The following is a 25,575-nucleotide window of genomic DNA, read 5'->3' on the forward strand; positions in this document are numbered from 1 at the left end:
CGCTCGCGACGGATCACATGATCAACAAGGCTCCGGTCAAGGCCACCAGGGCGATCACGACGGTGGAGAGCAGGCCGAGCGTCAGCGCGGGCAGTCCGGAACGGACGAGCGAGCGCAGGCGCACCGCGGTGCCCAGCGCGAACATGCCTGCCGCCAACAGCAGGTTGTCCACGAACGTCGCCACCGACAGCACGACCTCCGGCAAGAGACCGGTGGCGCGCACGGCCGCGGCGGCCAGGAAGCCCACGACGAACAACGGCACGATCGGCGGACGCTTCGCGGCGTCCGGGAACCGGTGGCGTTCGGCGATGCTCACCGCGGCGAGCATCGGGGCCAGCAGTACGACTCGGGTCAGCTTCACCGCGACCGCGATGGCGAGCGCTCCGGTGACAGGTCCGGCGGCGGCGACCACCTGGGCGACCTCGTGCACGCTGCCGCCCGCCCACACGCCGTATCCGGCGGGGGACAGACCGGTGAGCGGGTACAACGCCGGCAGGCTGAACATCGCCACGGTGCCGAAGAGCGTGACCAGGCCGAGAGCCCTGGCGACGTCCTCCTCGTCCTGCTCGCGCACCCCGTTCATCGCGGCGACGGCCGACGCGCCGCAGATCGAGAACCCGGTGGCGATCAGCAACGACAGGCCGTCGCCCACCCCGAGCACCCGGCCGAGCCAGCGGGTCGCGACGAACGTGATCACCACGGCGGCGACGGCCACCGCCAGCACGCCGTAGCCGAGTGCCAGCACGTCGAGGACGACGAGCTTCAGCCCGAGCAACACGATGCCGAGGCGCAGCAGGCGGCGTCCGGCGAGCTTGATGCCGGGGCCGAGCGACGCCGGGAGCGTCACGACGTTGGCCACGACGGCGCCGAGCAGCACCGCCGCGGTCAACGCGCTGATGGAGGGCAGCAACCAGGCGGCGATCATCGCGACGGTGACACCGCCGGCGACCACGGCGAGGCCGGGTACCGGGGAGTCGGTCGCGCGCGGCGTTGTCCGGATGCTGCCCATAACGGCAACCATGGGCGCGATTACCTATGCGCAGAAGATGGCCATTGCTTGGTGGGGCATAAGGCGCCGTTATACGTCCACAGCGGTCAGGCCCGCGCGGCGGCGGTGACCAGGGCGTCGACCGTGGCGCGCACGATCGGAAGGCGGATCAGGTCGGGCCAGGTGTACAGCGCGGTGTGCCGTTGGGCGCAGGATTCCACTTCGACGGTGGTCAGGCCGGGGTGCCGCAGGTACGACAGCACGAGCCGCGGCACGAGCGCGATGCCCAGTCCGGCGCTGACGAGACTCTGGATGGCCAGGTTGTCGTCGGTCGAACAGGTGATGTCGGGGGTGAAGCCGGCCTCGGCGCAGGCCTGGTCGAGAGCGTGGCGGCAACGGGGGCAGCCGGCGATCCAGCGTTCCTGCTCGGTCTCGGCGAGCGACACGCGCCCGCGGCCGGCGAGGCGGTGGCCGGTGGGCACCAGCAACGCGAGCGATTCGTGCAGCAGCGGGACGCGCAGCATGCCCGCGACGGCCGCCTCGTCCTGCGGTTCGCCCTCGTAGCTGAAGCTGATGAGCAGATCGGTCGCGCCGCGCCGGAGCAGGGCGAACGAGTCGGGTGGTTCTCCCTCGACCAGTTCGAGCCGCAGGTGGGGGCGTTCCTCGGCCAGGATGGCGGCGGCCGCCGGCACGAGCGAGACGGTCGCGCTGGGGAACGCGCAGATGCGGATCGTGCCGATGTCGTGCGTCGCGATCGCGCTGATCTGCTGGTGGGTCGCCGCCAGCTGGTCCAGCAACGCCGTGCCCTGTTCCGCGAGGATGCGGCCGGCCTCGGTGAGGTGCAGCCCGCGGCCCGTGCGCACGAACAGCGGGCCTCCCACGTGCCGTTCCAGCGCGCGCATCTGCTGGCTGATCGCGGGCTGGGTGCAGTGCAGTTCCCGCGCGGCCGCGCTGAACGACCCGGTCCTGGCGACCGTCGCGAACACCTCGAGCTGGCGGGTATCGAGCACTTTCAGACCATATGCCTGATCGGCCGCCCGCGAGACGCCCGCCGCTTTCAAGTCACGCGGGGGCCCCGCGTTTCCTTCAGGGAAACGCGGGGCCCCCGCGTGCCGGTCAGAAGGTCAGCTTCCAGGAGTTGATGTTGCCGACGTCGACCCGCGCGACGTCCTGCACCTGCAGCTTCCAGGTGCCGTTCGCGACCTCGCTCGACGCGTTGACCGTGAAGGTCTGCACGATGTTGTCGGCGCCGTCGTTGCTGGAGTTCTGCAGCCGGTACGCGGTGCCGTCCGGGGCGATCAGGTCGACGACCAGGTCACCGCGGTAGGTGTGCACGATGTCGACGCCGACCTTGAGCGTGGCCGGGGCGTTGCCGTCGACGCCGGTGACGGTGATGGAGCTCGTCACCGCCGCGCCCGCGTCGGGGATGGCGACGTCCGCGGTGTTCTCGAAGGTCTTGCCACCGGGAGGAGGCGTGCCGGTGTCGACCGCGGCCAACGCGTCGGCGCGGCCCTCGCCGAAGAAGTTGTTCTTCGCCGTGGTGCCGCTGCACCGGCTGTCCGTGCAGGACAGGTCGTCGGCCTGGGTGGCCAGCAGCGTGCGCAGCTGGGCCGGGGTGGCCGTCGGGTTGACCGACTTCAGCAGCGCGGCCACGCCCGCGACGTGCGGGGAGGCCATCGACGTACCGGACTTGGAGCCGTAGCGGCCGCCGGGCACGGTCGAGTAGACGCTGTCGCCGGGCGCGGCGATGTGGATCTTGTCGGTGCCGTAGTTGGAGAACGACGACTTGCCGTTGCCCGAGGTGATCGACGCGACGCTGACGACGCCGGAGACCTCGGTGGGCACGCTCAGGCAGGAGTTGGTGATGTTGCGCTGGGCGGGGGTGGAGTCGTTCGGGCTGGTCGTGTCACGGGTCTTGGCCGCGAGGTTGTAGTTCTCGTTGCCCGCCGCGGCCACGTTCAGCACGCCCTTGCCCTCGGCGTAGGCGACGGCCCGCTTGACGCCCTCGAGGATCGCGTCCTGGTCGGCGTTGTCCGGGCAGTTGAACAGCCACGGGTCGGTGTAGTAGCTGTTGTTGGTCACCTCGAAGCCGCGGTCACCGGAGAAGACCATGGCGCAGATGGTGTTCTCGGCGAAGAACAGCCCGCTCGGCTTCTCCGCGATGCGCACCGAGGCGATCTTCACGCCGGGCGCGACACCGACCACGCCACGGCCGTTCTTGGCCGCCGCGATCGTGCCGGCCACGTGCGTGCCGTGGGTGTCGGTGTCACGCCACGAACCCGCACGGGTGTCGAGCTTGCCGTAGGCGCACGACGCGGAGTTGGCCGCGTCGAAGTTGTCCTTGAGGTCGTCGTGCAGGTCGTCGACCCCGGTGTCGAGCACGCCGACGGTCACGTTCGCCGAGCCGGTGTTCACCGCCCACGCCTTGTCCGCGCCGATCTGGGTCATGTCCGACCGCAGCGGCTCGCTGGTGGCCGGAGCCGCCTGCGAGGGCGCGGCGGGAATCGGCGCGTTCGCCGCCTCGGCGGGGATGTCCGAAGTGCGCGTCGCGCCGACCTTCTGCACACCGGAGACCGTGCGCATCCGGCTGGCGAAGTCGGTCGCGCCGGAGTGGGCGACCACGACGCCGATCGCGTCGTACGAGGCCCAGACCGTGCCGCTGTTGCCGGCCACCGCCGACTTGGCACCCGCCGTGTCGTTCGGCGCGGTGATGACCAGGTAGGCACGCGTGGGCGCCGCGACAGCGGGTGTGGCCGCCACCAGGACGCCGGCACCCACGACCGCGGCGGTGACCGCGGCGCGCAGGGCAGTTCGTGAACGCTTGAGCACTGTTCCTCCAACACTCCCTAGCGGGCGTCGCCCGCGCTCAGTGCGCGGGAGCAGGGGCCCGTTATCCGCAGAAGAGGAGGATCGGTCGTGTTCGGGACGCGCGGATTTGAAAATGCTCCGTTCGGTTCACGCCGAACGTCGCACGTCAGGCGTGGGGTCACGTCTCAGCTCGGTCAGCTCGGTCAGCCGCCGAGGGCGACCGGGAGACGTTCGAAGCCGCGCAGGATGCGGGTCGGCCGGCGGCGGGCGCCAGAGAGCGGGCGCAGGCCGGGGAAGCGGGTGAAGATCGTGCGCAGGCCGATCTCGCCCTCCATCCGCGCGAGCTGGGCGCCGAGGCAGTAGTGGCGGCCGGCGCCGAACGAGACGTGGTCGCGCGCGTTGGGGCGGGTGACGTCGAACGCGGCGGGGTTCTCGAACACCTCGGGGTCGCGGTTGGCGCCGGCCAGCACGGTGGTGACGAGCTGCCCGCGGAGCACGGTGGTGCCGGCGATGGTGGTGTCACGGGTGCACATGCGGCCGGTCATCAGCACGGGCGGGTCGACGCGCAGGATCTCGTCGACGGCGTTGCCCCACAGCTCCGGGCGCTCGCGGAGGATCTCCAGCTGCTCGGGATGCCTTGTCAGCAGGGCGATGCCGTTGCCGATCAGGTTGACGGTCGTCTCGAAGCCGGCGGCCAGGACGAGGCCCGCGGTGGACTTCAGCTCGCGCTCGGTCAGGCCCACGCCGTCCTCGCGGGCGGCGATCAGGCGGCTGAGCAGGTTGTCGCCGGGCTCGGCGCGCAGGGCCTCGAAGTGGCGGGAGAGCCAGGCGTCGAACGTGATCAGCGCGGACTCGACGTCGCGGAAGACGCGCCACGACAGGCCCATGTCGAGGCTCGGGGCGGCGGCACCGCCGAAGGCCAGCACGGTCGCGCGTTCCTGCTGCGGGACACCGAGGATCTCGCTGATGACCGTGACGGGCAGCAGGCCGCAGTACGCGTCGATCGCCTCGATCGGGTTCGCGGGGTCGAGGCCGTCGAGCAGCTCGTCGGCGATCTGCTGGGTGCGGTCGCGCAGCTGCTCGACCGCGCGGGCGGTGAAGACGCGCGTGACGAGCTTGCGGTAGCGGGTGTGCGCGGGTGGCTCGGTGACCAGCATCGACGGTGGCTGCACGGGATGCGTCAGGTCGGTCGCGGACCACGTGGCGAGCCGGCCGAGCATGCCGGGGCCGAACCTCGGGCGGGCCGTGACGAAGGCGTCGTCGGAGAGGATCTCCTTGACGAACGCGTGCCGGGCGGTGGTGTGGCCGACCGTGGTGGCGGCCAGCGGGCCGTGCGACCGGATCTCGTCGAACAGGCCGGTCAGGTCGGCGCCGGTGGTCGCCTCGACGGTGAGGCGCCCCTGCAGGTCGCCGCGCCGCGCGGCCATGTGCAGCATCGCCCGCGGCAGCGCGTGGCCGATGCCCCAGCGCACCGCCGGCTTGACGTGGTCTGTCATGGTCACGCTTTCGGAGCGTGCCCGGTGCGCGTCGGTTGGTCAAGGATGGGCCGTCCGGCGGAATCGTCGGTCCACTTGGGACCAACGGGTATGGTGCCGCGCCATGAAGATCCGGGTGCTGCTCGATCGCATGCGCAATGGCCAGTTCCGGGACGAGGTCGAGAACTTCGTCGCGGAGCAGGGGCTCGTGATGTTCGACGAGATCACCGAGCTGATCGCCACGTCGCAGGACGGCGCGGTCGTCGGGAGTGCCTGCCGGGCCTTCAGCCTGCTCCGTGCCGATGACGAGGTCTACCTGGCCGCGACCCGGCATCCGCACGAACTGGTGCGCAGGAACGCCGCGGGCATGTTCCGGGCCGAGAAGGCGCTGAGGTACGCGGAAGAACTGCTGCCAGTGCTGGCGGACGAGGACTACTACGTGCGGCGGGAAGCTCTCCGGGCGTTCGGCACGATGGGGCCTGAGGTGCTGCCGCTGCTGCACGAGACGCGCCGGACGGCCAAAGGCGCCGTGCGCAGGGGCGCGTTGGCGGGGCTGGTCGAGGTCGGCGGGCCGGACGTGCTGTCGGCCCAGGACCGCAGGATGATCGCGCGGTACATCGACTTCAAGATCGAGGAGGAGATGTACGGCACCGAGCAGATGCACCTCTGCGGCGGCTGGTACGCGCTCCGGACCGACGACCAGGCGGCCGTGCTCGGCGTGATGGGCCTGCAGAACCCCGTGCCGGTGACCAAGATCCTCGGCGGCTCGGCCTGGAACAACGACCGCCACGCGTGGGCCGAGGAAGACGAGCACGTCCACTGCGCCAGGGTGTACGTCACGGGCGTGTGGGACGGCTGGACGCTGGTGTTCGGCGAGCCGTTCGCGCACGGAACCCGTCCGGTGCCGGAGATCTGCGCGGTGCTGAGCGCGGTGTTCGGTGAGGCGCACTACTACGGCATGAGCTGTGGCGACGGCTGGACGGCGTGGTGCATCGCGGAGGGCGGCGAGGTGATCCGCTACTACGACGACTTCGAGCCGGAGAAGCAGATCGGCAAGCTCGACGTCGAGGACGGCAGAGGCCTGCCGCACGACTGGAGCGACGAGAACGACGACCTGGACGACATCTGGGCGAGGGAGGTCGCCGAGGAGATGTCGGTCGACCCCACGTACTTCGAGGGCGAGATCGAGGGGCAAGGGGTGCTCGCGCTGACCGCGTGCGGGCTGAAGTACGGCTCTCCCAGGGGTTTCCTGGAGATCTAGTCGGCGTGGATCACCGGCACCTCCAGTGCGTCGACCGTGGCGTTGCGGGCGTCGGTGATCACCCCGGCGACCTCGGCGAGCGGCAGCACGGAGAACCGTGACGCCGCACCGATCTTCTCCGAACTGGCCAGCACGTACGTGTCGGCCGCCTGGTGGGCGAGTGCGCGTTTCATCGCGGCCTCGTCCGCGTCACCGGTCGTGAGGCCCGCCTCGGGGTGCACGCCGGTGACGCCGAGCAGGAACAGGTCGGCGTGCACGCCGCGAGCGGCCTCCACGGCGGCGGCCCCGCAGGCGACCATCGAGTGCTTGAACAGCCGTCCGCCGATCACGTAGACCTCCACGTCCCGGTGGCCGGCCAGCGCGCTCGCGATCGTCGGGCTGTGCGTGACGACGGTGGCGTGCAGATCAAGCGGCAGTGCACGCACCACCGCGAGAGTCGTGGTGCCGCCGTCGAGGATCGCGGTCGTGCCCGGTTCGATCAACGCGGCCGCGGCCCGCGCCACCCGTTGCTTGCCGTCGACCTCCACGTCCTGGCGGGTGGCGTAGTCGGCGATCGCCGGTGAAACGGGCAGAGCGCCGCCGTACACGCGCTGGCACAGGCCCGCCGCGGCGAGATCGCGCAGGTCGCGGCGGATCGTGTCCTCGGAAAGGCCGACCTCGGCGGCGAGGTCCTTGGCGACGATCCGGCCGTCCGTGCGCAGGCGTTCGAGTAGCAGGTCACGGCGTTGTGCGGCGAGCATGCACGTTTCTCCTTGTTTTTGCCGAGTCTTGCACATTATGGTCGATCTCATGCTGATTCTGATCGCCGGCCCCTACCGGTCGGGCACCGGGGACGACCCCGAGCTGATGGCGCGCAACCTCGGACGGCTGGAGGAGGCGGCGTGGCCGATCTTCCGCAGCGGCCACCTGCCGATGATCGGCGAGTGGGTGGCGTTGCCCGTTCTGCGTGGTGCGGGCGGAAGTTCGCCGACCGACCAGGTGGCCGAGGGGATCATGTACCCGACCGCGGAACGGTTGCTGCGGCACTGCGACGCGGTCCTGCGGCTGCCGGGCGACTCGACCGGTGCCGACGAGGACGTGCGGATCGCTCGCGAACGTGGCCTGCCGGTCTACCGCCGGGTCGAGGACATTCCCGGGTATCGCGCGGCATAGAGCCGTTCGGAGGACATTCCCGCTACCGTTCCGCTCAGCGGAACACTGGCAAGGGGAGTTCCATGCCTCGACCGGAACGGCCACTCGGGCCAGAGGACAGCGCGTTGCTGATGTTCGCGGCGGACCTGCGGCGGTTGCGGGAGAAGGCGGGCAAGCCGACCTACCGCGAGCTGAGCAGGCAGGCGCACTACTCGGTGACCGTGCTGTCGGACGCGGCGAGCGGGCGCAAGCTGCCGACGCTCGCCGTGACGCTCGCGTACGTCGAAGCCTGCGGGGGCCACGCCGGCGAGTGGCGGGAGCGGTGGCACGAGCTGTCCGAGGAGCTCGCGGCGCCTCCCGCCGAGGGCGTCCGATCTCCCTACCTGGGGCTGGCGGCGTTCCAGGTGGAGGACTCCGACCGGTTCTTCGGACGGGACGCGCTGGTCGCGGAACTCGTGCGACGGGTGCGGGAGCAGCGGTTCCTCGGTGTGTTCGGGGCGTCGGGCTCGGGGAAGTCCTCCGTGCTGCGGGCCGGTCTGGTCGCGCGCAGCAAGGGATCTTCTGTCGTCTTCACGCCTGGGGCGCACCCGCGTGAGGAAGCCGCGCGGATGAACGGTCAGGCGCTGGTCGTCGTCGACCAGTTCGAAGAGGTCTTCACGCTGTGCCAGGACGAGGAGGAACGGGCCTGGTTCATCGACGCGCTGCTGGACTCCACGGCCACGGTCGTCATCGGGGTGCGCGCGGACTTCTACGGCCACTGCGGACGGTATCCGCGGCTCGTGAAAGCGTTGCAGGACAGCCAGGTGCTGGTCGGGCCGATGGACTCCGACGAGCTGCGCCAGGCGATCACCCAGCCGGCCGTGCGCGAGGGATGCGTCCTCGACACCGCGCTGGTGGCACGGCTGATCGCGGAGGCGGCCGGGCAACCGGCCGCGTTGCCGCTGGTGTCGCACGCGTTGCTGGAGACGTGGCGGCGCAGGCGCGGGCTGCGGCTGACGATCGAGGGCTACGAGGAGGCCGGTGGCATCCAGCACGCGGTCACCCGCAGCGGCGAGGAGGTCTACGCCTCGCTCGACCCGGCCGGGCAAGCCGCGGCACGGCAGATCTTCCTGCGGCTCACCGCGCTCGGCGAGGGCACGGCGGACACGAAGCGCCGGGTGTCGCGGGAGTCGTTGGACGACAGCGACCTCACCGTGCACGTGCTGGAGAAACTGGCTGCCGCCAGGCTGATCACGATCGACGACAGCACCATCGAGCTCACCCACGAGGCGTTGATCCGCAGCTGGCCGAGGCTGCGGGACTGGCTGTCCGACGACCGCGCGGGGCTGCGGCTGAACCGGCAGCTCAGCGAGGCCACCGAGACGTGGGCCTCGGTCGGGCACGATCCCGGTGCGCTGTACCGGGGTGTGCGGCTGGCGTCGGCCCGCGACTGGGCGTCGGCGAACCCGGACGCGTTGACACCGAAGGAAAAGCGGTTCCTGACCGTGAGCCTGGAGCAGGAGGCGCAGGAGCAGGAGGGCACCCGCCGCCGCACCCGGCGGCTGCGGCAGCTCGTCGTGGCACTGACGGTTTTCGTGCTGCTGACCACGATCGCGGGTGCCGCGGCGGTGGTGCAGTGGCGGCAGGCGGTCGCCGACCGGGACCGGGCGACGTCACGGCAGGCAGGCGAGCACGCCGCCGGGCTGCTCGCCACCGACCCGTCGCTCGCCGGGCAGATCGGCCTGGCCGCGTACCGGATCTCGCCCACCCCCGAGGCCCGCAGCGCGGTGCTCAGCACGTTCGCCGCGCCGTTCCCGACCAGGCTGCACGGAGCGGGCGACCAGGTCGACACCATCGCGATCACCCAAGACGGCGGTCTCGTCGCCACGGGTGCGGTCGACGGCGTAGTCGAGCTGTGGAAGGGCTCGCAGCGGATCGCGACGCTGCCGAACACCGGCCGGGTGATCGACGTGACGTTCAGCCCGGACGGCCAACGCCTTGCGGTGGCGGGGAAAGACGGTGTGCGGCTCTTCGACGTCAACGGCGAGCCGCGGCAGGTCGACGCCTTCCTGCCCGGAGTCGGGGTGGCGGGTGTCTCGTTCAGCCCGGACGGTTCCTCGCTCGCGACCGCCGGACCCGCTGTGCAGGTGTGGGATCTGCGGTCCGGGAAGGCCACGACCCTGCCCGCCCGGCACGAGGGCGAGATCTACCGCGTCGAGTACGGCCCGTCCGGCGTGCTCGCCACCGCGGGCGAGGACGGCCGGGTGTTCCTCGGCGACCAGCTCCTCATGAAGGCCGACGGGCCGATCAGCGGGCTCGCGTGGAGCCGGGACGGCCGGCTCGCGATCGCCGACGAGACCCACGCGATCTGGCTCTACGACGGCAAGATCTCGTCGTTCCCCGGCCCGGACTCCCTCGTGCGCGGCCTCGCCTTCAACGCCGACGGCACCCGGCTCGTGCTCGGCGCGAACGACGGCGTCGTCCGGATCATGGACGTGGCCGCGCGCCGCGAAGCAGGCCGGCTCACCCAGCCGAACCGGGTCCGCGACGTCGCGCTGAGCCGCGACGGCAGGGTGCTGGCCAGCTCGAGCAGCGCCGGCCGCTCCTACCTGTGGCACGACCCGCTGTCCAACCTCGTCGGGCACGCCACCGAACTGGAGGGCATCTTCGCGAGCGGTGACGTCGTCGCCACGACCGCGAGCCTCGACCCCACGGTTCGCTTGTGGCGCACCGACTACCGCACCCTGACCCCGCTCGCGACGCTGACCGGCCACACCGAGTCGGTGCTCGGCGTGGCGTTCAGCCCGTCCGGCGATGTCGTGGCGACCTCCAGCCGTGACCGCACGGTTCGCCTGTGGACGACCTCAGGGGAACAGCTCGCCGTGCTCGACGGCTACCGCGAAACGATCAGCACCGTGGCGTGGAGCCCGGACGGCACCACGCTGGCGACCGGTGACGACGCGGGCGACCTCGTGCTGTGGGACGTGACCTCTCCTCGCGCGGCCGTGAAGCTCGCGACGCTCAGCGACAACGCCCGCAACGTCAACAACGTCGCGTTCAGCCCGGACAGCAAGCGCCTGGCATCGGCCAACACGGACCGCGCCGTCCGCCTGTGGGACCTCACCGACCGCGCCAATCCCCGCCGCACCGCGCGGCTGACCGGTTTCCGCGAGGCCGTCATGAGCGTGACGTTCAGCGCGGACGGCTCCCTGGTCGCAGGCGCCGGACTCGACCGCACCGCACGATTGTGGCGCGTCGCCGACTCCGCGCCGTTGTCGGTCATCACCGACCACAGTGGACCGATCAGCAAGGTCAGGTTCAGCCCCGACAACCGTTTCCTGCTGATCACCGGCGGCAACCGCGCCACCCAGCTGTGGAGCATCGACGATCCGGCGCGGCCTGCGGTGTTCGCCGTGCTGCGCAGCCCGGACGCCACCGTGACGGGCGTGTTCTTCCCCGCGGACGGCAGGCGCGTCGCCGTGACGAGCGACGAGGGCACGATCCGGTTCTGGGACACCGATGTCGAGGCGGCGGGGCGGCGGATCTGCGAGCTGTCGGGCACGCCGATCACGGGGGAGGAGTGGGCGGCGCAGTTCCGCGACCACACCTACGAGCCACCCTGCTAGTGGGTCAGGCTGGTGATCAGCACCTGCAACGCCCGCCGGTACCGCGTCACGAAGTCGACGCGTGCGGACGCGAGCCGCGGGTCCGAGGTCGCCTCGACCACGGCCGGCGTCGGGTTGGCGAACGGCCACAACCCGATCAGCACCACGATCGACGTGGAGACCAGCTCGTCGGCCGCGGCCTCGGTCAGCCCGGGCACGTGCCGTGCGACCAGGCGGGCCTGACGCTGCATCTGCTCGCTGGTCTCCAGCTTGAACTCGCGGATCAGCTCCGCCGACACGTTGCGCTCGAGCGTCGACGCGAGCATGCTCCACAGCTCGCACAGCACCGGGCGGGCGGCCAGTGAGCGGGCCCAGAACTCGGTGATCTCGCCCCCGGCCTGGGTGAACTCGGCCTGTTCGAACTCGTCGAGCCACGATGCGCGTTCGCGTTGCAGCAGGGCCAGGAACAGGGCCTCGCGGGTCTCGAAGTACGTGACGATGCCCGACTTCGAGCCACCGAGCCTGCGCGCGATCTCCCGCAGGCTCACGTCGGCCGCGGGTAGCTCCAGCAGCAGTTCACGTGCCGCGTCGAGCACGGCCTGCCTGCGCAGTTCGCGGTGCTCGGGCTTTCGGGCTCGCTGGAACGTCTCCACCCCGACAGGTTAACAGTCCACTGGACGATTGCTAAGAGTCCAGTGGACGGCTAGCTTGAATTTAAGGGTCCACTGGGCGCGTAAAGTGAGGGAGAGTCATGAGCAAGGTCGTTGTCGTGACGGGTACGGCGTCCGGGCTGGGCAAGGCGACCGTGGAGAGGTTCGCCGCCGAGGGCTGGAACGTGGTCGCCACCGTGCGCAAAGAGGCCGACCTGAAGGTGCATGAAAGCCTGGCCAACGTGCGGACGTTGCTGCACGACGTCGACGACGAGCAGGCGGCCGCCCCGTTCGCGGAGCAGGCGCTGGCGCAGTTCGGGCAGGTGGACGCGCTGGTCAACAACGCGGGCTCGTACCAGATGGGGCCGGTCGAGGCGACGACCATGGAGCAGGTGCACCGGCAGTTCCAGACGAACGTGTTCGGGCTGATCGCGATCACCAAGGCGTTCCTGCCGCTGTTCCGGGAGCAGCGGTCCGGCGTCGTCATCAACGTCTCGTCGCTGTCGGCGGAGCAGGGCTACCCGTACAACGCCGTGTACTCGGCGTCGAAGGCGGCCGTCGCCACGCTCAGCGAGGGGCTGTCGGTGGAGATGGAGGAGTTCGGCGTCCGGGTCCGCACGGTGCTGCCCGGCCAGCACGCCACCCCGATCTTCACCAAGATCGACCAGGCGGAGGACGTCCACGCGGACTACCAGGACGGCATCAAGCGGTTCTTCGGCGGCGTGTCCACGCGGGGATCAGCGCCGGAGGTCACCGCCGAGATCGTCTACCAGGCGGTGCTGGACCCGCGGCCCGCACCGGTGCGGTTCTACTCGGGCCCGGACAGCGCGGCGATCCCGGCCGCCAAGCGGATCCTGGGGCCGCAGCAGTACTGGGAGGAGTTCCGCGCGGCCATGGGCGGGCAGCCGAGTGCGTTGTGGCGCAGCCTGATTCCGGCGCCTGGCGAGTACGAGTTCGACCGGGACGTGTGACCGGCGTGACGGTGCTGCCCACCCGCTAGCCTGAACGGCAAAGCGTTGGGGGGCTGGATGAAGCACGCCATCAGGGCAGAGCGGATGTTCGACGGCGAACGGGAGTGCGGCGGTGCGCCGCTGGTCGTGATCGCGGACGGCAAGATCGTCGACGTCGACCTCTCCGGCGCACGGCCGTCGGCTGATCTTCCCGTGACCGACCTCGGCGACGTGACCCTGTTGCCCGGCCTCGTCGACTCGCACGTGCACCTCGGGTTCGACCCGGCAGGTGTCGCCGTGGATCTGCAGCACGACGCCGAGGACGTGATGCTGGAACGCATGCGCGCCAACGCGGTCGAGGCGTTGCGGGCGGGCATCACGACCGTGCGCGATCTCGGTGACCGGAGCTACCTGACGCTGCGGGTCCGCGACGCCGGCCCGGAGGTGCTGGTCGCGGGCCCGCCGGTGACGACGACCGGTGGCCATTGCTGGTTCCTCGGCGGAGAAGCCGATGGGCTCGACGGCGTGCGGGCGGCCGTCACCGAACGGGTCGAGCGCGGCGTCGACGTCGTCAAGATCATGGCCACCGGCGGATCTGTCACGCCCGGCTCGTCGCCGTTCCACCAGCAGTACACGACCGAGGAACTGCGGGCGGGCGTGGAGATCGCGCACGCGGCGGGCATCCCGGTCGCGGTGCACGCACACGGTGCGTCGGGCATCGCGGCGGCCGTGGAGGCGGGCGTCGACTCGATCGAACACGGCTTCTTCCTGGCGCCGGGCGGTCCGGTCGTCGACTGGGCCACCGTCGAGACCTTGGTGCGCAAGGAGATCTACGTCAGCACTACGACGGCACGGCGGCCGTCCGGTGAGCCGATGGCGCCGGTCAGCGTGAAGGTGCGGGAGAACTTCGCCCGGATGCGGGAGCTGGGGGTGCGGCTGGTGTGCTCGTCGGACGCCGGGGTCGGGCCGTTCAAACGGTTCGACTCGTTGCCGCACGGGATCGTGGAGTTCGGGGAACTGCTCGGGTTCGGCACGGCTGGGGCGCTGGCGTCCGCGACCAGCGTGGCGGCGAACGCCTGTGGGATCGGCAAACGCAAGGGGCGGATCGCGCCCGGCTACGACGCGGATCTGCTGGCGGTGGCCGGGAATCCGCTGACGGACCTCAAGGCGCTGCTGGACGTGCGAGCGGTCTTTCGCGGCGGAGAACGGGTCTAGGCTCGCGCGGCGGCCACGAACTCCCGCATCCGCCCGTGATCCTTGACACCCCGGCTCGACTCGATGCCGCTCGACACGTCGACACCCCACGGCCTGGCCACCGCGATCGCCCCGGCCACCGTCTCCGGCGCCAGCCCACCGGCCAGCACCCACTTCCCCTCCGGCCGGCGCTCCGCGAGCCTCGTGATGTCCCACTGCTTGCCGGACCCCGCCACGGGCGAGTCGATCAGCAGCAGCTCCTCGCCGAACGCACCGGTGCGCACGTCGGTGTCCGGCCCGAGCGCGGTCGCCCGCACGAGCTTGAACGGCTGGTCAGCCAGCTCGTCGAACGCCTCCCGCGGGTAGTCGCCGTGCAGCTGCAACGCCTGTACGCCGGTCTTCAGCGCCATCTCACCCGCGGCGGCAGCTGTGATGCCGCGCACCACGGCGACCGTCAGCACGTGCGCCGGAACCGACGAGACGAGCTCGCGCGCCAGGTCGACGTCGATCTGCCGGGGGCTGGTGGTCAGCACGAACCCGACCGCGTCAGCCCCCACCTCGACCGCCACGGCGACATCGGACTCGGTGCGCAGACCGCAGAGCTTCACGAACACACCTGAAGCCTAGTGGCACGGCTAACAGTCACATATCCCGGCGCTGCCTGGTCCTACTGAGTAGGGACACGGGCAATGGAGGCCGCGATGACGCATCCTGAACATCAGATTGCCACCTCGGTGCTGGTGATCGGCACCGGCGGCGCGGGGTTGCGCGCCGCGATCGAGCTGGCCGAGCGCGGTGTCGACGTGATGGTCGTCGGCAAGCGCCCGAAGGCCGACGCGCACACCGCGCTCGCCGCCGGTGGCATCAACGCCGCGCTCGCCACGATGGACGAGGAAGACTCGTGGCAGCAGCACGCGGCGGACACGATCAAAGAGAGCTACCTGCTCGCGAACCCGGAGATCGTCCGCGTCGTGACGGAGCAGGCGTCGCGCGGCATCGCCGACCTCGAACGCTGGGGCATGCCGTTCGCGCGCGAGCAGGACGGCCGCATCTCGCAACGGTTCTTCGGCGCGCACACGTTCCGCCGCACGTCGTTCGCCGGCGACTACACGGGCCTGGAGATCCAGCGCACGCTCGTGAACCGGGCCGCGCAGCTGAACATCCCCATCCACGACTCCTGCTACATCACGCAGATCCTGGTGCGGGACAACGTGGTCTTCGGCGCGTACGGCTTCGACCTGCAGACCGGCACCCGGTACGTGTTCCACGCGGACGTGGTGATCCTCGCGGCGGGCGGGCACACCAGGATCTGGCGCCGCACGTCCAGCAGGCGCGACGAGAACACCGGCGACTCGTTCCGCCTGGCCGTGCTCGCCGGGGGCCGGATCCGCGACCCCGAACTGGTCCAGTTCCACCCGTCGGGCCTGCTCGAACCGGAGAACGCGGCCGGCACGCTGGTGTCGGAGGCCGCGCGGGGTGAGGGCGGCATCCTCACCAACGCGCTGGGGGAGCGGTTCATGGCCCGTTACGACCCGCAGCGGATGGAACTGTCCACACGGGACAGAGTGGCGCTGGCCGCGTACACCGAGATCAAGGAAGGCCGCGGCACCGACAACGGCGGCGTGTGGCTGGATGTCTCGCACCTGCCGCGCGAGCAGATCATGCGCCGGTTGCCCAGGGTGTACCAGACGCTGCTCGAGCTGCAGATGAGGGACATCACCAAGGAGCGCATGGAGATCGCCCCGACCGCGCACTACTCGATGGGCGGCGTGTGGGTGTCGCCCGCCGATCACTCGACGGGCGTCGACGGCCTGTACGCGATCGGCGAGGCGTCCAGCGGCCTGCACGGCGCGAACCGCCTCGGCGGCAACTCGCTGATCGAGCTGCTGGTGTACGGCCGGATCGTCGGCGAGTCCGCCGCCGAGTACTCAGCAGCGCTGAGCGCGCAACGGCGGTCGAAGATCGTGCTCGGCGAAGCACGCGCGGAGGTCGAAGGCCTGCTGGCGGCCGACGGCCCGGAGAACGTCCGCGCCCTGCAACGCGCGCTGCGCAACACGATGACCGAGCACGCGGGCGTCGTCCGCGACGAGTCGGGGCTGCGCAAGGGACTCGCGGAGCTCGACGAACTGGAAGAACGCATCCGCGACGTCGGCGTGCATCCGGACCTCGCCGGGTTCCAGGACCTCGCCCACGCCTTCGACCTGAAGGCCTCGGCGCTGGCCGCCCGCGCGACCCTGGAATGCGCCCTGGAACGCCGCGAGACCCGCGGTTGTCACAACCGGTCGGACTACCCGGACCTGGATCCCGCGCAGCAGGTGAACCTGGTCTGGGCAGGGCCCGGCTGGATCGACCGGGAGGAGATCCCTCCGGTGCCCGGCGAGATCGCCTCCCTGATGAGGGAGGTCGACACGGCGGGCAAGCTGGTCGAGTGACGCGGACGGGGGCGGGAGCGCCGGGGATGGCTCCCGCCCCCTTCTGCTACACCCTCACGGCAGCCGCAATGCCGTGGAGAACAGGAAGACGCTGTCCTCCAGCGCCTCCACCCGATGCCTCGCCTCCGGCATGGTCAGCGTTCTCGTGTCCACCGTGGACGGTCACCGCACTCCGCCCGCTGCTGTGCACGAGGGCGAGGGACAGGTGGCTGTGGATGAGGTCGTTCAACGAGGTCTTCACGGCCGCGGCGCCCGGAGATGCTTGCGGGCTTCCAGTTCCTCGGCCGAGACCACGGTCAGCAACGGCTGCCCAGGCGCGACGAACGTCGTGGCCGTCAGCACCGACTCGGTGTCGCCGAGGTGGTTGGCGGTCTGGTAGTGGATCTTGTCGCCACCCGGCTCCGAAAACGCCTCGCCCTCGTGGATGACCCGTTCGGGCTCGCCCTCGACCTCGAAGACGATGGCGCCCTTGATGACGTAGCCGTACGCGGGACCGGAGTGCCGGTGCGCGGGGCCGCCGGGGCTGCCGGGTGGGAGCGTGATCTTGACCGTCACGGCGGTCGAACCGGCCGTGATCTGCGGCGCGTCCAGCACGGAGTGCAGAACTTCGATGTCGGCTTCGTGGAAGTGAGGCGTGCTCATGCCAATCAAGACCGGACACGAAGGAGATTTGTGACACCGAAAGTGATCTTCCGGTAGAAATGAGGCGGGGGGAATCTTCACCGAGGGGATGGCTGTGCCCGACGAGCAGTGGACCGGGTGGGAGACCGCCCACCACGACCACGACCTCAACTACTGCAAGCGCATGGTCAGCGGGGTCACCGTCCACGCGAGATGGGACACCGAGAAGCTCAGCGGTGTGGTCGAGGTCCGTGGCGGGCGCACGCTGACCAAGAGCGAGGAGTTCCGGGACGAGGACGCGTTCCGGACCGCCGCACGGCTCGTCGCGGACATGGCCGCGAACCTGCACCACCCCAACAAGACGGGGTCGGACGCCGCGCACGAGCTGATCACGACGCTGAAGCGGCGGTTCGGCGTCACGGACGAGTACCTGATGGCGCACACCGACTGGTCGGCCGTGATCATCGCGGGCGAACCGGCGGTCAGCAGCCTCCTCGCCCGCGTCGACGAGCTGGACGAGGCCATCGGGCCGCGGTGGTGGCCGGGCACGCTGACCAGGCCTGGCGAGCAGTGGGTCGTGCTGAGCCGGAGGAGCTGATCTGCACGAGTTGAGCACGACCGGCCGCGGCAAGGGGTACCGCGGCCGGCCTCGTTCTCAGTTGGGCTGGCCGATGCCGGACACGACCTTCGTGGTCACCGAGGTGAGGCTGAACACCGTGCCTGCCTTGAGCCCGTTCGCGTCGCGCGCCTGCACCATGCGCGACCCGAGGTAGTCACCGGTCTCCGGGTTGACCACGATCTGCACGGTCGTGTCGCCCGTGGTGATGCCGAGCGCGGTGCCCTCGCGGCTGTCCAGCACCGCGGTCCGGTCGACGATCTCCAGACCGGGCAGGTAGGTCAGCGCCTTGTAGGTCGCGGACCGCACCTCGGCGGGGTACATGCCGGTGTCCAGGCCGTCGGTGACCATCCGCAGCAGGTCGCGGCGCTCGTCGCCGTTGCTCCCGGCCTCGCGGCGCAGCCTCTCGTAGAGCTCGCGCGGGTCGCGGGGGAGGTCCGCGATGTACTCGGGCGTGGGGTCGCGGAAGCTCACCGGGATCTTGTCCTCCAGCGCGCGACCGCCCTCGGACCGCCACTCGCCCTCGGTCTCGATCGGCGGAAGGCCGGCCGGGATGTCCTGCTGCGACCCGATCAGCCACTGCTTGTCGCCGGTCTTGTTGCGCCGGTACAGCCACGTGCCGGTGCGGTCGGCCGGGATCCAGGTCTGCAGGGTCTGGTCCTGCAGGTACATCCACTTGTACTCGTTGTCGGCCGCCGACCAGCGCGCGTACATCAGCACGTAGAGGTACTGGCCCGGCAGCAGCTTGGCGTCACCGGTGGCGTTGGCCGCCTTGTTCAGCACGCTGGCCGCGGCGGCGCTGCCAACGCTCGGGCCCTTGTCGCGGCTGGTCAGCGACGGCACGAGCAGCGCGGCGCCCGCGATCAGCACCATGGCGGCGGCCGCGGCGACCAGCGGGATCCTGCGCCGGCGGCGGGACGCCAGCAGGACCACGGTGCCGGTTTCCCCGGCTCCAGCCCCGGCTCCGGCGCCAGTCCCAGCTCCGGTCCCAGCCCCAACCCCGGTGTCCTCAGCCCCAGGCTCCCCGGACTCCCCAGCCCTGGCCTCGTCGGCGGCAATGCGCGCCATCAACGCAGCCCGCCCCCGCCCGAAAGCGTCGTCGCTCATCGGGGCGACGTCCGACATCGCCCACCTGACCATCTCGTCCTCAACCGAACGCGTCTCGTCACTCATCGCCGTCGCCCTCCTGTCCGTTGATCCGCGCCCGCAGCTTGGCCCGTGCCCGGAACAACCGGGTCCGGACCGTCGCCACCGGCGTCGCGGTCACCTCGGCCACCTCGGCCGCGCTCAGGTCGGCCCACGCCACCATCAGCAGCACGTCCCGTTCCTCCGCCCGCAGGTCGGCCAGCGCCTCGCCGAGGTCGCCCATCAGCGACTTGGCGTCCACCACGGCGGCGGTGCGGTCGTCGACGTGATCGGCCACCGCGCGTCTGCCGTGATCCCGCGCCCACGCCCGCAGGCGGCGGCCCTCGGATCGCACGTGCTGGCGCAGCAGGTTCGTCCCGATCCCGAACAGCCACGCCTTCACGCTCGCGCGGGCCGGTTCGAAGGTCTCGCGGCGTTCCCACGCGATGAGGAACGTCTCCGACACCAGGTCGTCGGCGATCGCGGCGTCCACCCGCAGCGCCAGGTAGCGGTGCAGTTCACGGGCGTGCCGGTCGTACAGCTCGACCCAGGTGTCCCTGTCCAGAGGTTTGGTCACCCCCGGCCCTCCCGTTCGCGCCGGCGGCGCAGTCTCGGTGCTCACGGAACTTATTGGCCGATCGGGGCGGTTGCATTCCCGATTGGACGGTGTGACCTGCCTCGCTCGATCATCGGGAGCTCCACGAAGCGGTAGCAGAGGTCGGCGATCCCGATCGCCACCAGTGAGGTCAACAATGCCATGACCAGGCCTGATGCCCCCGTCAGCAGCACCACCGCGTGCGCGATGGTCTGCACCAGGTAGATCGAGTACGACCGCTCGCCGAGCCACCCCATCGGGCGAGTCGACAGCAGGCGCTGCGGCAGCCCCGGCGCCAGCAGCGAGGGCAGCATCAGCCCGACCGCGATCGCGTAGATCGGCACCACCGACACGAAGCCGGGGATGGCCCCGTCGAGCGCCCCGGAGATGAGCCCGACGCACAGGTGCACGCCGACGAACGGCAGGACCATCCAGGGCTTCATGAGCGGCCTGATCAACGCGAACCCGCGCGGGTTGTGCATCAGCAGCGCCACCGCACAGCCGACCAGCACCGTGATGTAGTGCACCGACCAGCCCTTCGGATCCGACGAAACGGTGAAGGGCACCACGGCCAACGCGAGCGCCATCAGCCCCGCCGTGACCGCGGGCCGCCACCGCGGCAGCAGCGCGAACGCCAGCAACGGCCACACCAGGTAGAACTTCTGCTCCACGCCGAGCGACCACGACTGCCCGTACGCGCCGCCGTGCCCGAACTCGTTGAAGAACGTCAGGTACAGCGGGAAGTCCCGGCCGAGCGGGTTCTGCCAGAACTGCCCGGCGATCAGCAGGCCCGCCGCGGTGACGAACAGCACGACGAAGTAGACCGGCAGGATGCGGAACGCCCTGCGCCGGTAGAAGTTCCGCAGACTGACCCGCCCGTTCCGCGCCTGCTCCCGCAGCAGCAGCGTGGTGATCAGGAAGCCGGACAGCACGAAGAACACCTGCACCCCGAGCCAGCCCTGCAGCCACTCCGGTCCGCCGTAGTGGAAGAAGACCACCATCAGGGCGGCGATCGCCCGCACGCCGTCGAGTGCGGGAAAGCGTTTCAACGCAAGGAAAGACTCATGGGTCATGCAACCACTTGACCGATCGGCCCCTGAGCATTCCCATGAGGACGGTCACACCTCGTTGTGGGAACGCGAAAGCGGGCAACGGTCAAGAAGCAGTCGTGAACGAGACCGTGTTGATCAGACAACTCGCCGACGACATTCCGCCGATGTCCGCCGAGGCCTTCGAGGCCGGCCGGCGGCGGATGCTGAACCGGCACCACTGGGTGACGGCCCGGCGCGTGGTCCGCGTGCTGTGGTTCGTGGCACTGGGCCTGCTGCCCATCGCGCTGGCCGGTGCCGGCGCCTACTACCTCGACCTGCAGGTCTACCGCACCGGCGGACTGGCCTGGCTGCAAGGGGTTCCGCTCTACGTCGACTTCCCGGGCGCGCTGGACGGGCCGCGCCTGCCCTTCACCTACCCGCCGATCGCCGCCGTGCTGTTCAGCGGGCTCACGTTCCTGCCGGTGTGGGCGGCGAACGCGGTGGTCGTGCTCGTGAGCTTCCTGTGCCTGTCGGTGGTCTGCCTTCTGGTCACCGGAAGGCTCACCCAGCGGGCGAACGTCGTGTGGACGATCGCGCCCGCTGTCGCGATCGCCGGGATCGCACTGGAACCGGTGATCTCCACGTTCCTGTTCGGCCAGATCAACCTCGTGCTGATGGCGCTCGTGGTCGTGGACTGCCTGGCGGTGCGCGATCCGCGGTGGCGCGGTGTGCTCGTCGGCGTGGCCGCGTCGATCAAGCTCACGCCGTTGATCTTCTTGCTGTACTTCCTGGTGCGCAAGGACTGGCGAGCGGCACTCACGTCGGTCGCCACGTTCGTCGCGCTGGCCGGCGCGGGTTTCCTGCTGGCGCCCAAGGATTCCGCCGAGTACTGGTTCCACGCGCTGCTCGATCCGAGCCGCGCGGGCGGCCTCGCCTACATGGCCAACCAGTCGTTGCGCGGTGTGCTGCACCGGTTCAACCCGGGCCAGCCTGCCGAGACGCTGCTGTGGGTGCTGCTGTCCGCGCTCGTCGTGGCGCTCGCGGTCGTGGCCGCACGCCGGGCACGCAACGACGTTGTGGCGCTTACCGCGATCGCCACGGCGGGGCTGCTCGTCTCGCCGGTCTCGTGGTCACATCACTGGGTGTGGTGCGTGCCGGCGTTCCTGGCGCTCGGTTTCCTGCGCCGCGATTGGGCGCGGGTGACGCTCGCGGTCTCGGTGGTGGTGTTCCTGGTTCAGCCCTTCATGTGGTTGCCCAGCACCGGTGACAAGGAGATGTTGTGGTCCTGGTGGCAGCACAGTTACGGGGACGCCTACACGTGGCTCGCGATCGGCATGCTCGCGCTGATGGCCTGGCGGCGCTCCGGTTGAGCACCGCCAGGCCGGTGCTCAGCAGCGCCTGACCCGCACGGCGCCGGTGCTGGACTCCGCGATGGAGAAGTTCAGCCGCTCAGGATCAGCGGTGCCCAAGGTGACGCGCAGCTCGGCGTTGATGTTGATGTTGCGCTGTTCGCCGCACGGCGCCCAGACGATCTCGGCCTGGCTCGGCCGGTAGGAGACCTGCCACGACTCGCTCGCCGGGCCGGTGAACGCCTGGCTCACCGACTTCGTCTCCGACGAGCCCTGGAGGTAGGTGCTGATGCGTGTGAGCGCCGACGCGCCCTCCTGCAGGTGGACGTAGCCGCGGTAGGAAGTCTTTTGCAGGCCGTAGGTGTAGCCCTCGGGCACGTTCACGCGGATGTTCAGCTGGCAGTTCTTCCTGAAGTCGGTCGGCGCCGAACCGCCGCCCGCCCGCGCGAGGAACGTGTGGTAGCCGACGCTGAATGTTCTGTCGGTCGTCGTGACGTCCGCATCGCCCGCCGGGCAGCCTGATCCGTTGACGGTCACGACCTCGAGGCGGGGCGCCGGCTCTTCCGTCGCCTCGGCTGGCGCGAGGGCGGACAGGGCGAACAGTGCTACCGCTGCCGTGTTCAGCATGAGGAACCTCTCTGGGGTCCGTGCTCGGTGGCGGCGGCAGCCTCAGACGGTAGCGGTGTTCTGCCTGACGTTTCCCTGACGATTTCCGGGACGTGTGCCGGGACTCAAGGCTTGAACGGGACGAGCTCTTCCTCCACGCCGGTCCGCACGATGACGCACGTGGACTCCGGCACCTCCTGCCACGCCCCCACGAGGTCGCCCAGCGGCTCGGACACGACCAGCCGCGAGTCGTCGGCGAGGTTGTGCAGCGCCGGGTTGTCCGGGTACTGGCGGCGCAACGTCGAGACGTCGGTGCTGTGGAACAGGGTCCGCGACTTGCCGCGGCTCGAGTAGCGGAACGACCAGGTCGTGGAGCCGTCCGTGACCGCGACGGTCATCTGGATCGGGTACTCGACACCCGCGCGCCTGCCGACGTCCTCGACGAACCCGGCCATCCGCGCCACGGCGGCGGGCGGGTCGTGCTCCAGGCCGAAGCTGATCGCGAGGTAGAACATGATCTCGGAGTCCGTCGACCCCTCGACCAGCGGGAACAGCTCGGGGTCGATCGCCAGCATCAGCTCGCGCCGCACCAGCGGGAACTTCGCCACCAGCCCGTTGTGCATCCACAACCAGTTCCGGTAGCGGAACGGGTGGCAGTTCGACCGCTGCACCGCCCCGCCGGTCGAGGCCCGCACGTGCGCGAACACGCGGTCGACCGTGATCTGCGCGGACAGCTCCCGCAGGTTGCGGTCGTTCCAGGCGGGCTCGGTGCTCAGGAAGAGGCCAGGCGTGCTCGTGTTGCCGTACCAGCCGATGCCGAACCCGTCGCCGTTGACCGCCGTGGCGCCCAGCCGCGCGTGCTTGCTCTGCATGACCAGCGAGTTCTCCGGCGCGTAGAGCAGTTCCTCCAACAGCACCGGCGAACCGGAGTAGGCGAGCCACCGGCACATGACGACCTCCCTGAAACCCGGTGTTACATGGGAACACGTACCAGGTGGGAAGGCGAGGTTTGCGGCTACGTCCCTTTCTCAGGCAGCATGGCCCTAGCTCCCCGACCCGAAGGTGTGTACGTGACGGTTCCTCCCGGCTTGCGGCGCATCGAGCAGCGCGCGTACTTCGAGACGCTCGAGCAGCCCGAGCGCTTCGAGCCGCTCGAGCCCGTTGAACAGCGCGAGGACCGTCAGGACATCACCGTCATCGGCCCGATCGCGGCCCTCGTGCTCGCGCTCACCATCTGCACGCTGGTGCTGGAGCACCCCGCCGCGCGCGTCGTCGCCGCCGGCATCGCCACGCTCGGCCTGATCGTGGCCGTGGTCCTGCTGCTGATGGGCAAGAAGCCGCAGCGGCACGTGGCGAGGCACCGCATCGAGCGTTCCGACGAGGAGACGGTCCGGCTGACTAGGGGCCGCTGAGCTCGGGCGGAGTGGTCTCGGCCAGACGCGGATCGGGTTCCCTGCCAGACATCGCGAGCATGCCCTTGAGAACGCGCAGGAGCGTGCGCAGCCCGCTGGGTTTGCGCTTGTCGATGCCGCTGATCAGCTGCTTCAGCACGGTCAGCTGGTCGAAGTAGATCCGTTCGGTGACGAGGTTCTCGTTCTCGTCGAAGATGAAGTAAGCCGTCATCCGCGTGCGGTGCGTGCCGCCGGTGGGAGGGATCGCGCCCAGCGGCCCGGTGTGCGTGCCGAGCAACCAGAACTCGACGATCACGGCGTCGTGGCTGTGCCGGAACGAGATCAGCTCGTGGTGCTGGTCGGGGAACGCCACGCGCGTGTCGGTGTAGTACTGCCGCACCGCGCTGTCGCCGTCGTGCACGAGCATCTGGGCGATGATCTCGTAGTGGGGGTGCGGGAACGTCGACAGCGTCGCGTCCCAGTCGTGCGCCACCTCGTCGCGGAAGTGGTCGAGCACCAGCTTCTCGCGGGCGCGCAGGACGTCCTCGGCGGGCAGGACGAATCGGGATGACATCAGGGCTCCTCCATTACCCACAGCGTGGGTTATTGCCTCGGCGAGGCTAAACCCACGCCGTGGGTATCCGCAAGGCATGATGGACAGATGACGGAAGCCCGGCGAGGCCGCCCACCGAAGCCGCTGCTCTCCCGCGACTCGATCGTCGCGGCGACGCTGCGCGTGATCGACGAGGAAGGCGTTGCCGCCGTGGGCATGCGGTCGGTCGCCAGGGACCTCGGCGTTGACGCGAAGAGCCTCTACAACCACGTCGACGGCAAGGACGCCCTGCTAGACGCCGTCGCCGAGCGCCTCCTGGCGGGCCTCGACCTACCCGACCGCACCGGCGACCCGCGCCACGACCTGCGCGCCATCGCGGACAGCTTCCGCGCCCGCGCCCTTGCGCACCCCGCCGCCGCTCCACTCGTGCTCACCCGTCAACTCGCCTCGCTGGAAGCCCTCGCGCCCACGAACGCGGTCCTGGCGGTGCTGCGCGACGCGGGCGCTGGCGCCGAGGAAGCCGTGCACCTGCTGCGGATGCTGGTCGCCACGCTGATCGGCACGGTGCTGCGCGAGGTGTCGGCGGCGCCGACGTTCGGGGGCGACGACGGGGCGCGCCGGGAGGCCCTGGAGGCCTCGGGGATGGCTGCGCTGGTCGAGGTCGCGCCGTACCTGGCGCGGTTCGATCGGCAGGCCGAGTTCGACTACACGGTCGATCTCGCGATCGGTGCGGTGCTGGGGCGGATCAGCGATCCGGGCCCAGGTCCTCGTACACCCCCTGGACCAACCGGCCGGTGAGCTCGCCCCCGGACGTCTCGATCAAAGCCCAGCCGGGCAGGCCGGGCACGTCGCCCTCGCTCGTGGGGTCGTCCAGGAAGCAGAGAGCGGAGAACAGCGCGTCGTGGGCGACCATGCGCGCGAACGCCTGCAGGTCTTCCTGCGTGGCGCCGAGCTCTTCGAGCCGCCGCCGCGCCGCATCCCCCGCGGTGAACGTCCCACCGGCCGGCGGTCCCCACTCGTCGATGATCGACCACATGCCGCGCAGGAAGCGGAACCTGGCCAGCTGAGGGATGTTCTCGCGGAGCTCCGAGTCCGCCCAGCTCGCTGGGTCGTCGGCGCCCAGTGCCGCGAACTTGTCGCGGAGAGCCTCGTCCATGGTGACCAGCATGCCCGTTGATCTTCGCCCGGCACACTGGCCCGAACGGCGCCACACTC

25 protein-coding genes are annotated in these 25,575 nt (G+C 70.3%); 10 read left to right on the plus strand and 15 right to left on the minus strand.

What is annotated here, in order from left to right:
- Positions 1–13: 13 nt before the first annotated feature.
- The 4 genes from ACIA8G_RS27810 to ACIA8G_RS27825 all read right to left on the minus strand — a co-directional run bounded on the left by ACIA8G_RS27810 (position 14) and on the right by ACIA8G_RS27825 (position 5,292).
- Positions 14–1,009 carry a YeiH family protein gene (locus tag ACIA8G_RS27810; RefSeq protein WP_396421610.1) on the minus strand — a complete coding sequence of 332 codons (996 nt, stop codon included), beginning with the start codon at positions 1,007–1,009 and terminating at the stop codon, positions 14–16.
- Positions 1,010–1,095: 86 nt separating this feature from the next.
- The gene (locus tag ACIA8G_RS27815; RefSeq protein ID WP_396421611.1) at positions 1,096–1,998 is read right to left on the minus strand and encodes a LysR family transcriptional regulator; all 903 of its coding nucleotides are present in this window, start codon (positions 1,996–1,998) and stop codon (positions 1,096–1,098) included.
- A 106-nt stretch (positions 1,999–2,104) separates the two neighbouring features.
- The gene (locus ACIA8G_RS27820; RefSeq protein WP_396421612.1) at positions 2,105–3,817 is read right to left on the minus strand and encodes a S8 family peptidase; all 1,713 of its coding nucleotides are present in this window, start codon (positions 3,815–3,817) and stop codon (positions 2,105–2,107) included.
- 182 nt (positions 3,818–3,999) lie between these two features.
- Entirely contained in the window at positions 4,000–5,292 is a 1,293-nt protein-coding gene (locus ACIA8G_RS27825) for a cytochrome P450 (RefSeq protein ID WP_396421768.1), read from the minus strand.
- 103 nt (positions 5,293–5,395) lie between these two features.
- On the opposite strand from ACIA8G_RS27825, the gene ACIA8G_RS27830 reads away from it, so the two are divergent.
- Positions 5,396–6,532, plus strand: coding sequence for a HEAT repeat domain-containing protein (locus ACIA8G_RS27830; RefSeq protein WP_396421613.1), 1,137 nt, complete (start codon positions 5,396–5,398; stop codon positions 6,530–6,532).
- On the opposite strand, the gene ACIA8G_RS27835 is transcribed toward ACIA8G_RS27830, so the two are convergent.
- Positions 6,529–7,272: a DeoR/GlpR family DNA-binding transcription regulator gene (locus ACIA8G_RS27835; protein WP_396421614.1), complete on the minus strand. Its 744-nt coding sequence runs from the start codon at positions 7,270–7,272 to the stop codon at positions 6,529–6,531. The genes ACIA8G_RS27830 and ACIA8G_RS27835 overlap by 4 nt on opposite strands.
- 49 nt (positions 7,273–7,321) lie before the next feature.
- On the opposite strand from ACIA8G_RS27835, the gene ACIA8G_RS27840 reads away from it, so the two are divergent.
- Entirely contained in the window at positions 7,322–7,684 is a 363-nt protein-coding gene (locus tag ACIA8G_RS27840) for a DUF4406 domain-containing protein (RefSeq protein WP_396421615.1), read from the plus strand.
- 62 nt (positions 7,685–7,746) lie between these two features.
- Entirely contained in the window at positions 7,747–11,268 is a 3,522-nt protein-coding gene (locus ACIA8G_RS27845) for a hypothetical protein (RefSeq protein ID WP_396421616.1), read from the plus strand.
- Here the strand turns inward: ACIA8G_RS27845 and ACIA8G_RS27850 are convergent.
- Entirely contained in the window at positions 11,265–11,900 is a 636-nt protein-coding gene (locus tag ACIA8G_RS27850; RefSeq protein WP_396421617.1) for a TetR family transcriptional regulator, read from the minus strand. The two genes, ACIA8G_RS27845 and ACIA8G_RS27850, sit on opposite strands and share 4 nt — an antisense overlap.
- 98 nt (positions 11,901–11,998) lie before the next feature.
- Between ACIA8G_RS27850 and ACIA8G_RS27855 the strand changes: the two genes are divergently transcribed.
- Positions 11,999–12,868: an SDR family oxidoreductase gene (locus ACIA8G_RS27855; RefSeq protein WP_396421618.1), complete on the plus strand. Its 870-nt coding sequence runs from the start codon at positions 11,999–12,001 to the stop codon at positions 12,866–12,868.
- A gap of 57 nt (positions 12,869–12,925) precedes the next feature.
- Positions 12,926–14,062, plus strand: coding sequence for an amidohydrolase family protein (locus tag ACIA8G_RS27860; protein WP_396421619.1), 1,137 nt, complete (start codon positions 12,926–12,928; stop codon positions 14,060–14,062).
- Here ACIA8G_RS27860 and ACIA8G_RS27865 read toward each other — a convergent pair.
- Positions 14,059–14,655, minus strand: coding sequence for a phosphoribosylanthranilate isomerase (locus ACIA8G_RS27865; protein ID WP_396421620.1), 597 nt, complete (start codon positions 14,653–14,655; stop codon positions 14,059–14,061). The genes ACIA8G_RS27860 and ACIA8G_RS27865 overlap by 4 nt on opposite strands.
- Before the next feature lie 87 nt (positions 14,656–14,742).
- Between ACIA8G_RS27865 and ACIA8G_RS27870 the strand changes: the two genes are divergently transcribed.
- Positions 14,743–16,473: an L-aspartate oxidase gene (locus tag ACIA8G_RS27870; protein WP_396421621.1), complete on the plus strand. Its 1,731-nt coding sequence runs from the start codon at positions 14,743–14,745 to the stop codon at positions 16,471–16,473.
- Between the two features lie 237 nt (positions 16,474–16,710).
- Here ACIA8G_RS27870 and ACIA8G_RS27875 read toward each other — a convergent pair whose 3' ends face one another.
- Positions 16,711–17,115: a cupin domain-containing protein gene (locus ACIA8G_RS27875; RefSeq protein WP_396421622.1), complete on the minus strand. Its 405-nt coding sequence runs from the start codon at positions 17,113–17,115 to the stop codon at positions 16,711–16,713.
- 94 nt (positions 17,116–17,209) lie between these two features.
- Between ACIA8G_RS27875 and ACIA8G_RS27880 the strand changes: the two genes are divergently transcribed.
- The gene (locus ACIA8G_RS27880; protein WP_396421623.1) at positions 17,210–17,692 is read left to right on the plus strand and encodes a hypothetical protein; all 483 of its coding nucleotides are present in this window, start codon (positions 17,210–17,212) and stop codon (positions 17,690–17,692) included.
- 57 nt (positions 17,693–17,749) lie between these two features.
- Here ACIA8G_RS27880 and ACIA8G_RS27885 read toward each other — a convergent pair whose 3' ends face one another.
- From ACIA8G_RS27885 to ACIA8G_RS27895, 3 genes are read right to left on the minus strand one after another with little or no spacing between them, the layout of a single operon-like run.
- Positions 17,750–18,883 carry a hypothetical protein gene (locus ACIA8G_RS27885; protein WP_396421624.1) on the minus strand — a complete coding sequence of 378 codons (1,134 nt, stop codon included), beginning with the start codon at positions 18,881–18,883 and terminating at the stop codon, positions 17,750–17,752.
- A complete protein-coding gene (locus tag ACIA8G_RS27890) occupies positions 18,876–19,412 on the minus strand; it encodes an RNA polymerase sigma factor (RefSeq protein ID WP_396421625.1) in 537 nt (178 codons plus the stop codon). The genes ACIA8G_RS27885 and ACIA8G_RS27890 overlap by 8 nt, the downstream gene beginning before the upstream one ends.
- A gap of 50 nt (positions 19,413–19,462) precedes the next feature.
- The gene (locus ACIA8G_RS27895) at positions 19,463–20,503 is read right to left on the minus strand and encodes an acyltransferase family protein (RefSeq protein ID WP_396421626.1); all 1,041 of its coding nucleotides are present in this window, start codon (positions 20,501–20,503) and stop codon (positions 19,463–19,465) included.
- A gap of 95 nt (positions 20,504–20,598) precedes the next feature.
- On the opposite strand from ACIA8G_RS27895, the gene ACIA8G_RS27900 reads away from it, so the two are divergent.
- Positions 20,599–21,831, plus strand: coding sequence for a glycosyltransferase 87 family protein (locus tag ACIA8G_RS27900; protein ID WP_396421627.1), 1,233 nt, complete (start codon positions 20,599–20,601; stop codon positions 21,829–21,831).
- A gap of 18 nt (positions 21,832–21,849) precedes the next feature.
- On the opposite strand, the gene ACIA8G_RS27905 is transcribed toward ACIA8G_RS27900, so the two are convergent.
- Both ACIA8G_RS27905 and ACIA8G_RS27910 read right to left on the minus strand, forming a co-directional pair.
- On the minus strand, positions 21,850–22,437 hold the full coding sequence (locus ACIA8G_RS27905) for a DUF4360 domain-containing protein (RefSeq protein ID WP_396421628.1): 588 nt from the start codon (positions 22,435–22,437) through the stop codon (positions 21,850–21,852).
- A 104-nt stretch (positions 22,438–22,541) separates the two neighbouring features.
- Positions 22,542–23,366 carry a class II glutamine amidotransferase gene (locus ACIA8G_RS27910; RefSeq protein WP_396421629.1) on the minus strand — a complete coding sequence of 275 codons (825 nt, stop codon included), beginning with the start codon at positions 23,364–23,366 and terminating at the stop codon, positions 22,542–22,544.
- A 120-nt stretch (positions 23,367–23,486) separates the two neighbouring features.
- On the opposite strand from ACIA8G_RS27910, the gene ACIA8G_RS27915 reads away from it, so the two are divergent.
- Positions 23,487–23,828, plus strand: a complete 342-nt coding sequence (locus tag ACIA8G_RS27915; protein WP_396421630.1) for a hypothetical protein — start codon at positions 23,487–23,489, stop codon at positions 23,826–23,828.
- On the opposite strand, the gene ACIA8G_RS27920 is transcribed toward ACIA8G_RS27915, so the two are convergent.
- Complete coding sequence (locus tag ACIA8G_RS27920; RefSeq protein ID WP_396421631.1) at positions 23,815–24,381, minus strand: ester cyclase; 567 nt, start codon at positions 24,379–24,381, stop codon at positions 23,815–23,817. The genes ACIA8G_RS27915 and ACIA8G_RS27920 overlap by 14 nt on opposite strands.
- A gap of 87 nt (positions 24,382–24,468) precedes the next feature.
- Between ACIA8G_RS27920 and ACIA8G_RS27925 the strand changes: the two genes are divergently transcribed.
- A complete protein-coding gene (locus ACIA8G_RS27925) occupies positions 24,469–25,158 on the plus strand; it encodes a TetR/AcrR family transcriptional regulator (RefSeq protein WP_396421632.1) in 690 nt (229 codons plus the stop codon).
- On the opposite strand, the gene ACIA8G_RS27930 is transcribed toward ACIA8G_RS27925, so the two are convergent.
- Entirely contained in the window at positions 25,106–25,516 is a 411-nt protein-coding gene (locus ACIA8G_RS27930; protein WP_396421633.1) for a hypothetical protein, read from the minus strand. The genes ACIA8G_RS27925 and ACIA8G_RS27930 overlap by 53 nt on opposite strands.
- Positions 25,517–25,575: the final 59 nt, after the last annotated feature.

It is taken from the genome of Lentzea sp. NPDC051213, assembly GCF_044455585.1.
Classification (GTDB): domain Bacteria; phylum Actinomycetota; class Actinomycetes; order Mycobacteriales; family Pseudonocardiaceae; genus Lentzea.

Bases quoted from the DNA above. Each gene is read 5' to 3' on its own strand.
- ACIA8G_RS27810 (WP_396421610.1), bottom strand. From the start codon at position 1,009: ATGGGCAGCATCCGGACAACGCCGCGCGCGACCGACTCCCCGGTACCC.
- ACIA8G_RS27825 (WP_396421768.1), bottom strand. From the start codon at position 5,292: ATGACAGACCACGTCAAGCCGGCGGTGCGCTGGGGCATCGGCCACGCG.
- ACIA8G_RS27830 (WP_396421613.1), top strand. From the start codon at position 5,396: ATGAAGATCCGGGTGCTGCTCGATCGCATGCGCAATGGCCAGTTCCGG.
- ACIA8G_RS27835 (WP_396421614.1), bottom strand. From the start codon at position 7,272: ATGCTCGCCGCACAACGCCGTGACCTGCTACTCGAACGCCTGCGCACG.
- ACIA8G_RS27840 (WP_396421615.1), top strand. From the start codon at position 7,322: ATGCTGATTCTGATCGCCGGCCCCTACCGGTCGGGCACCGGGGACGAC.
- ACIA8G_RS27845 (WP_396421616.1), top strand. From the start codon at position 7,747: ATGCCTCGACCGGAACGGCCACTCGGGCCAGAGGACAGCGCGTTGCTG.
- ACIA8G_RS27855 (WP_396421618.1), top strand. From the start codon at position 11,999: ATGAGCAAGGTCGTTGTCGTGACGGGTACGGCGTCCGGGCTGGGCAAG.
- ACIA8G_RS27860 (WP_396421619.1), top strand. From the start codon at position 12,926: ATGAAGCACGCCATCAGGGCAGAGCGGATGTTCGACGGCGAACGGGAG.
- ACIA8G_RS27870 (WP_396421621.1), top strand. From the start codon at position 14,743: ATGACGCATCCTGAACATCAGATTGCCACCTCGGTGCTGGTGATCGGC.
- ACIA8G_RS27875 (WP_396421622.1), bottom strand. From the start codon at position 17,115: ATGAGCACGCCTCACTTCCACGAAGCCGACATCGAAGTTCTGCACTCC.
- ACIA8G_RS27885 (WP_396421624.1), bottom strand. From the start codon at position 18,883: ATGAGTGACGAGACGCGTTCGGTTGAGGACGAGATGGTCAGGTGGGCG.
- ACIA8G_RS27895 (WP_396421626.1), bottom strand. From the start codon at position 20,503: ATGACCCATGAGTCTTTCCTTGCGTTGAAACGCTTTCCCGCACTCGAC.
- ACIA8G_RS27905 (WP_396421628.1), bottom strand. From the start codon at position 22,437: ATGCTGAACACGGCAGCGGTAGCACTGTTCGCCCTGTCCGCCCTCGCG.
- ACIA8G_RS27910 (WP_396421629.1), bottom strand. From the start codon at position 23,366: ATGTGCCGGTGGCTCGCCTACTCCGGTTCGCCGGTGCTGTTGGAGGAA.
- ACIA8G_RS27920 (WP_396421631.1), bottom strand. From the start codon at position 24,381: ATGTCATCCCGATTCGTCCTGCCCGCCGAGGACGTCCTGCGCGCCCGC.
- ACIA8G_RS27925 (WP_396421632.1), top strand. From the start codon at position 24,469: ATGACGGAAGCCCGGCGAGGCCGCCCACCGAAGCCGCTGCTCTCCCGC.
- ACIA8G_RS27930 (WP_396421633.1), bottom strand. From the start codon at position 25,516: ATGGACGAGGCTCTCCGCGACAAGTTCGCGGCACTGGGCGCCGACGAC.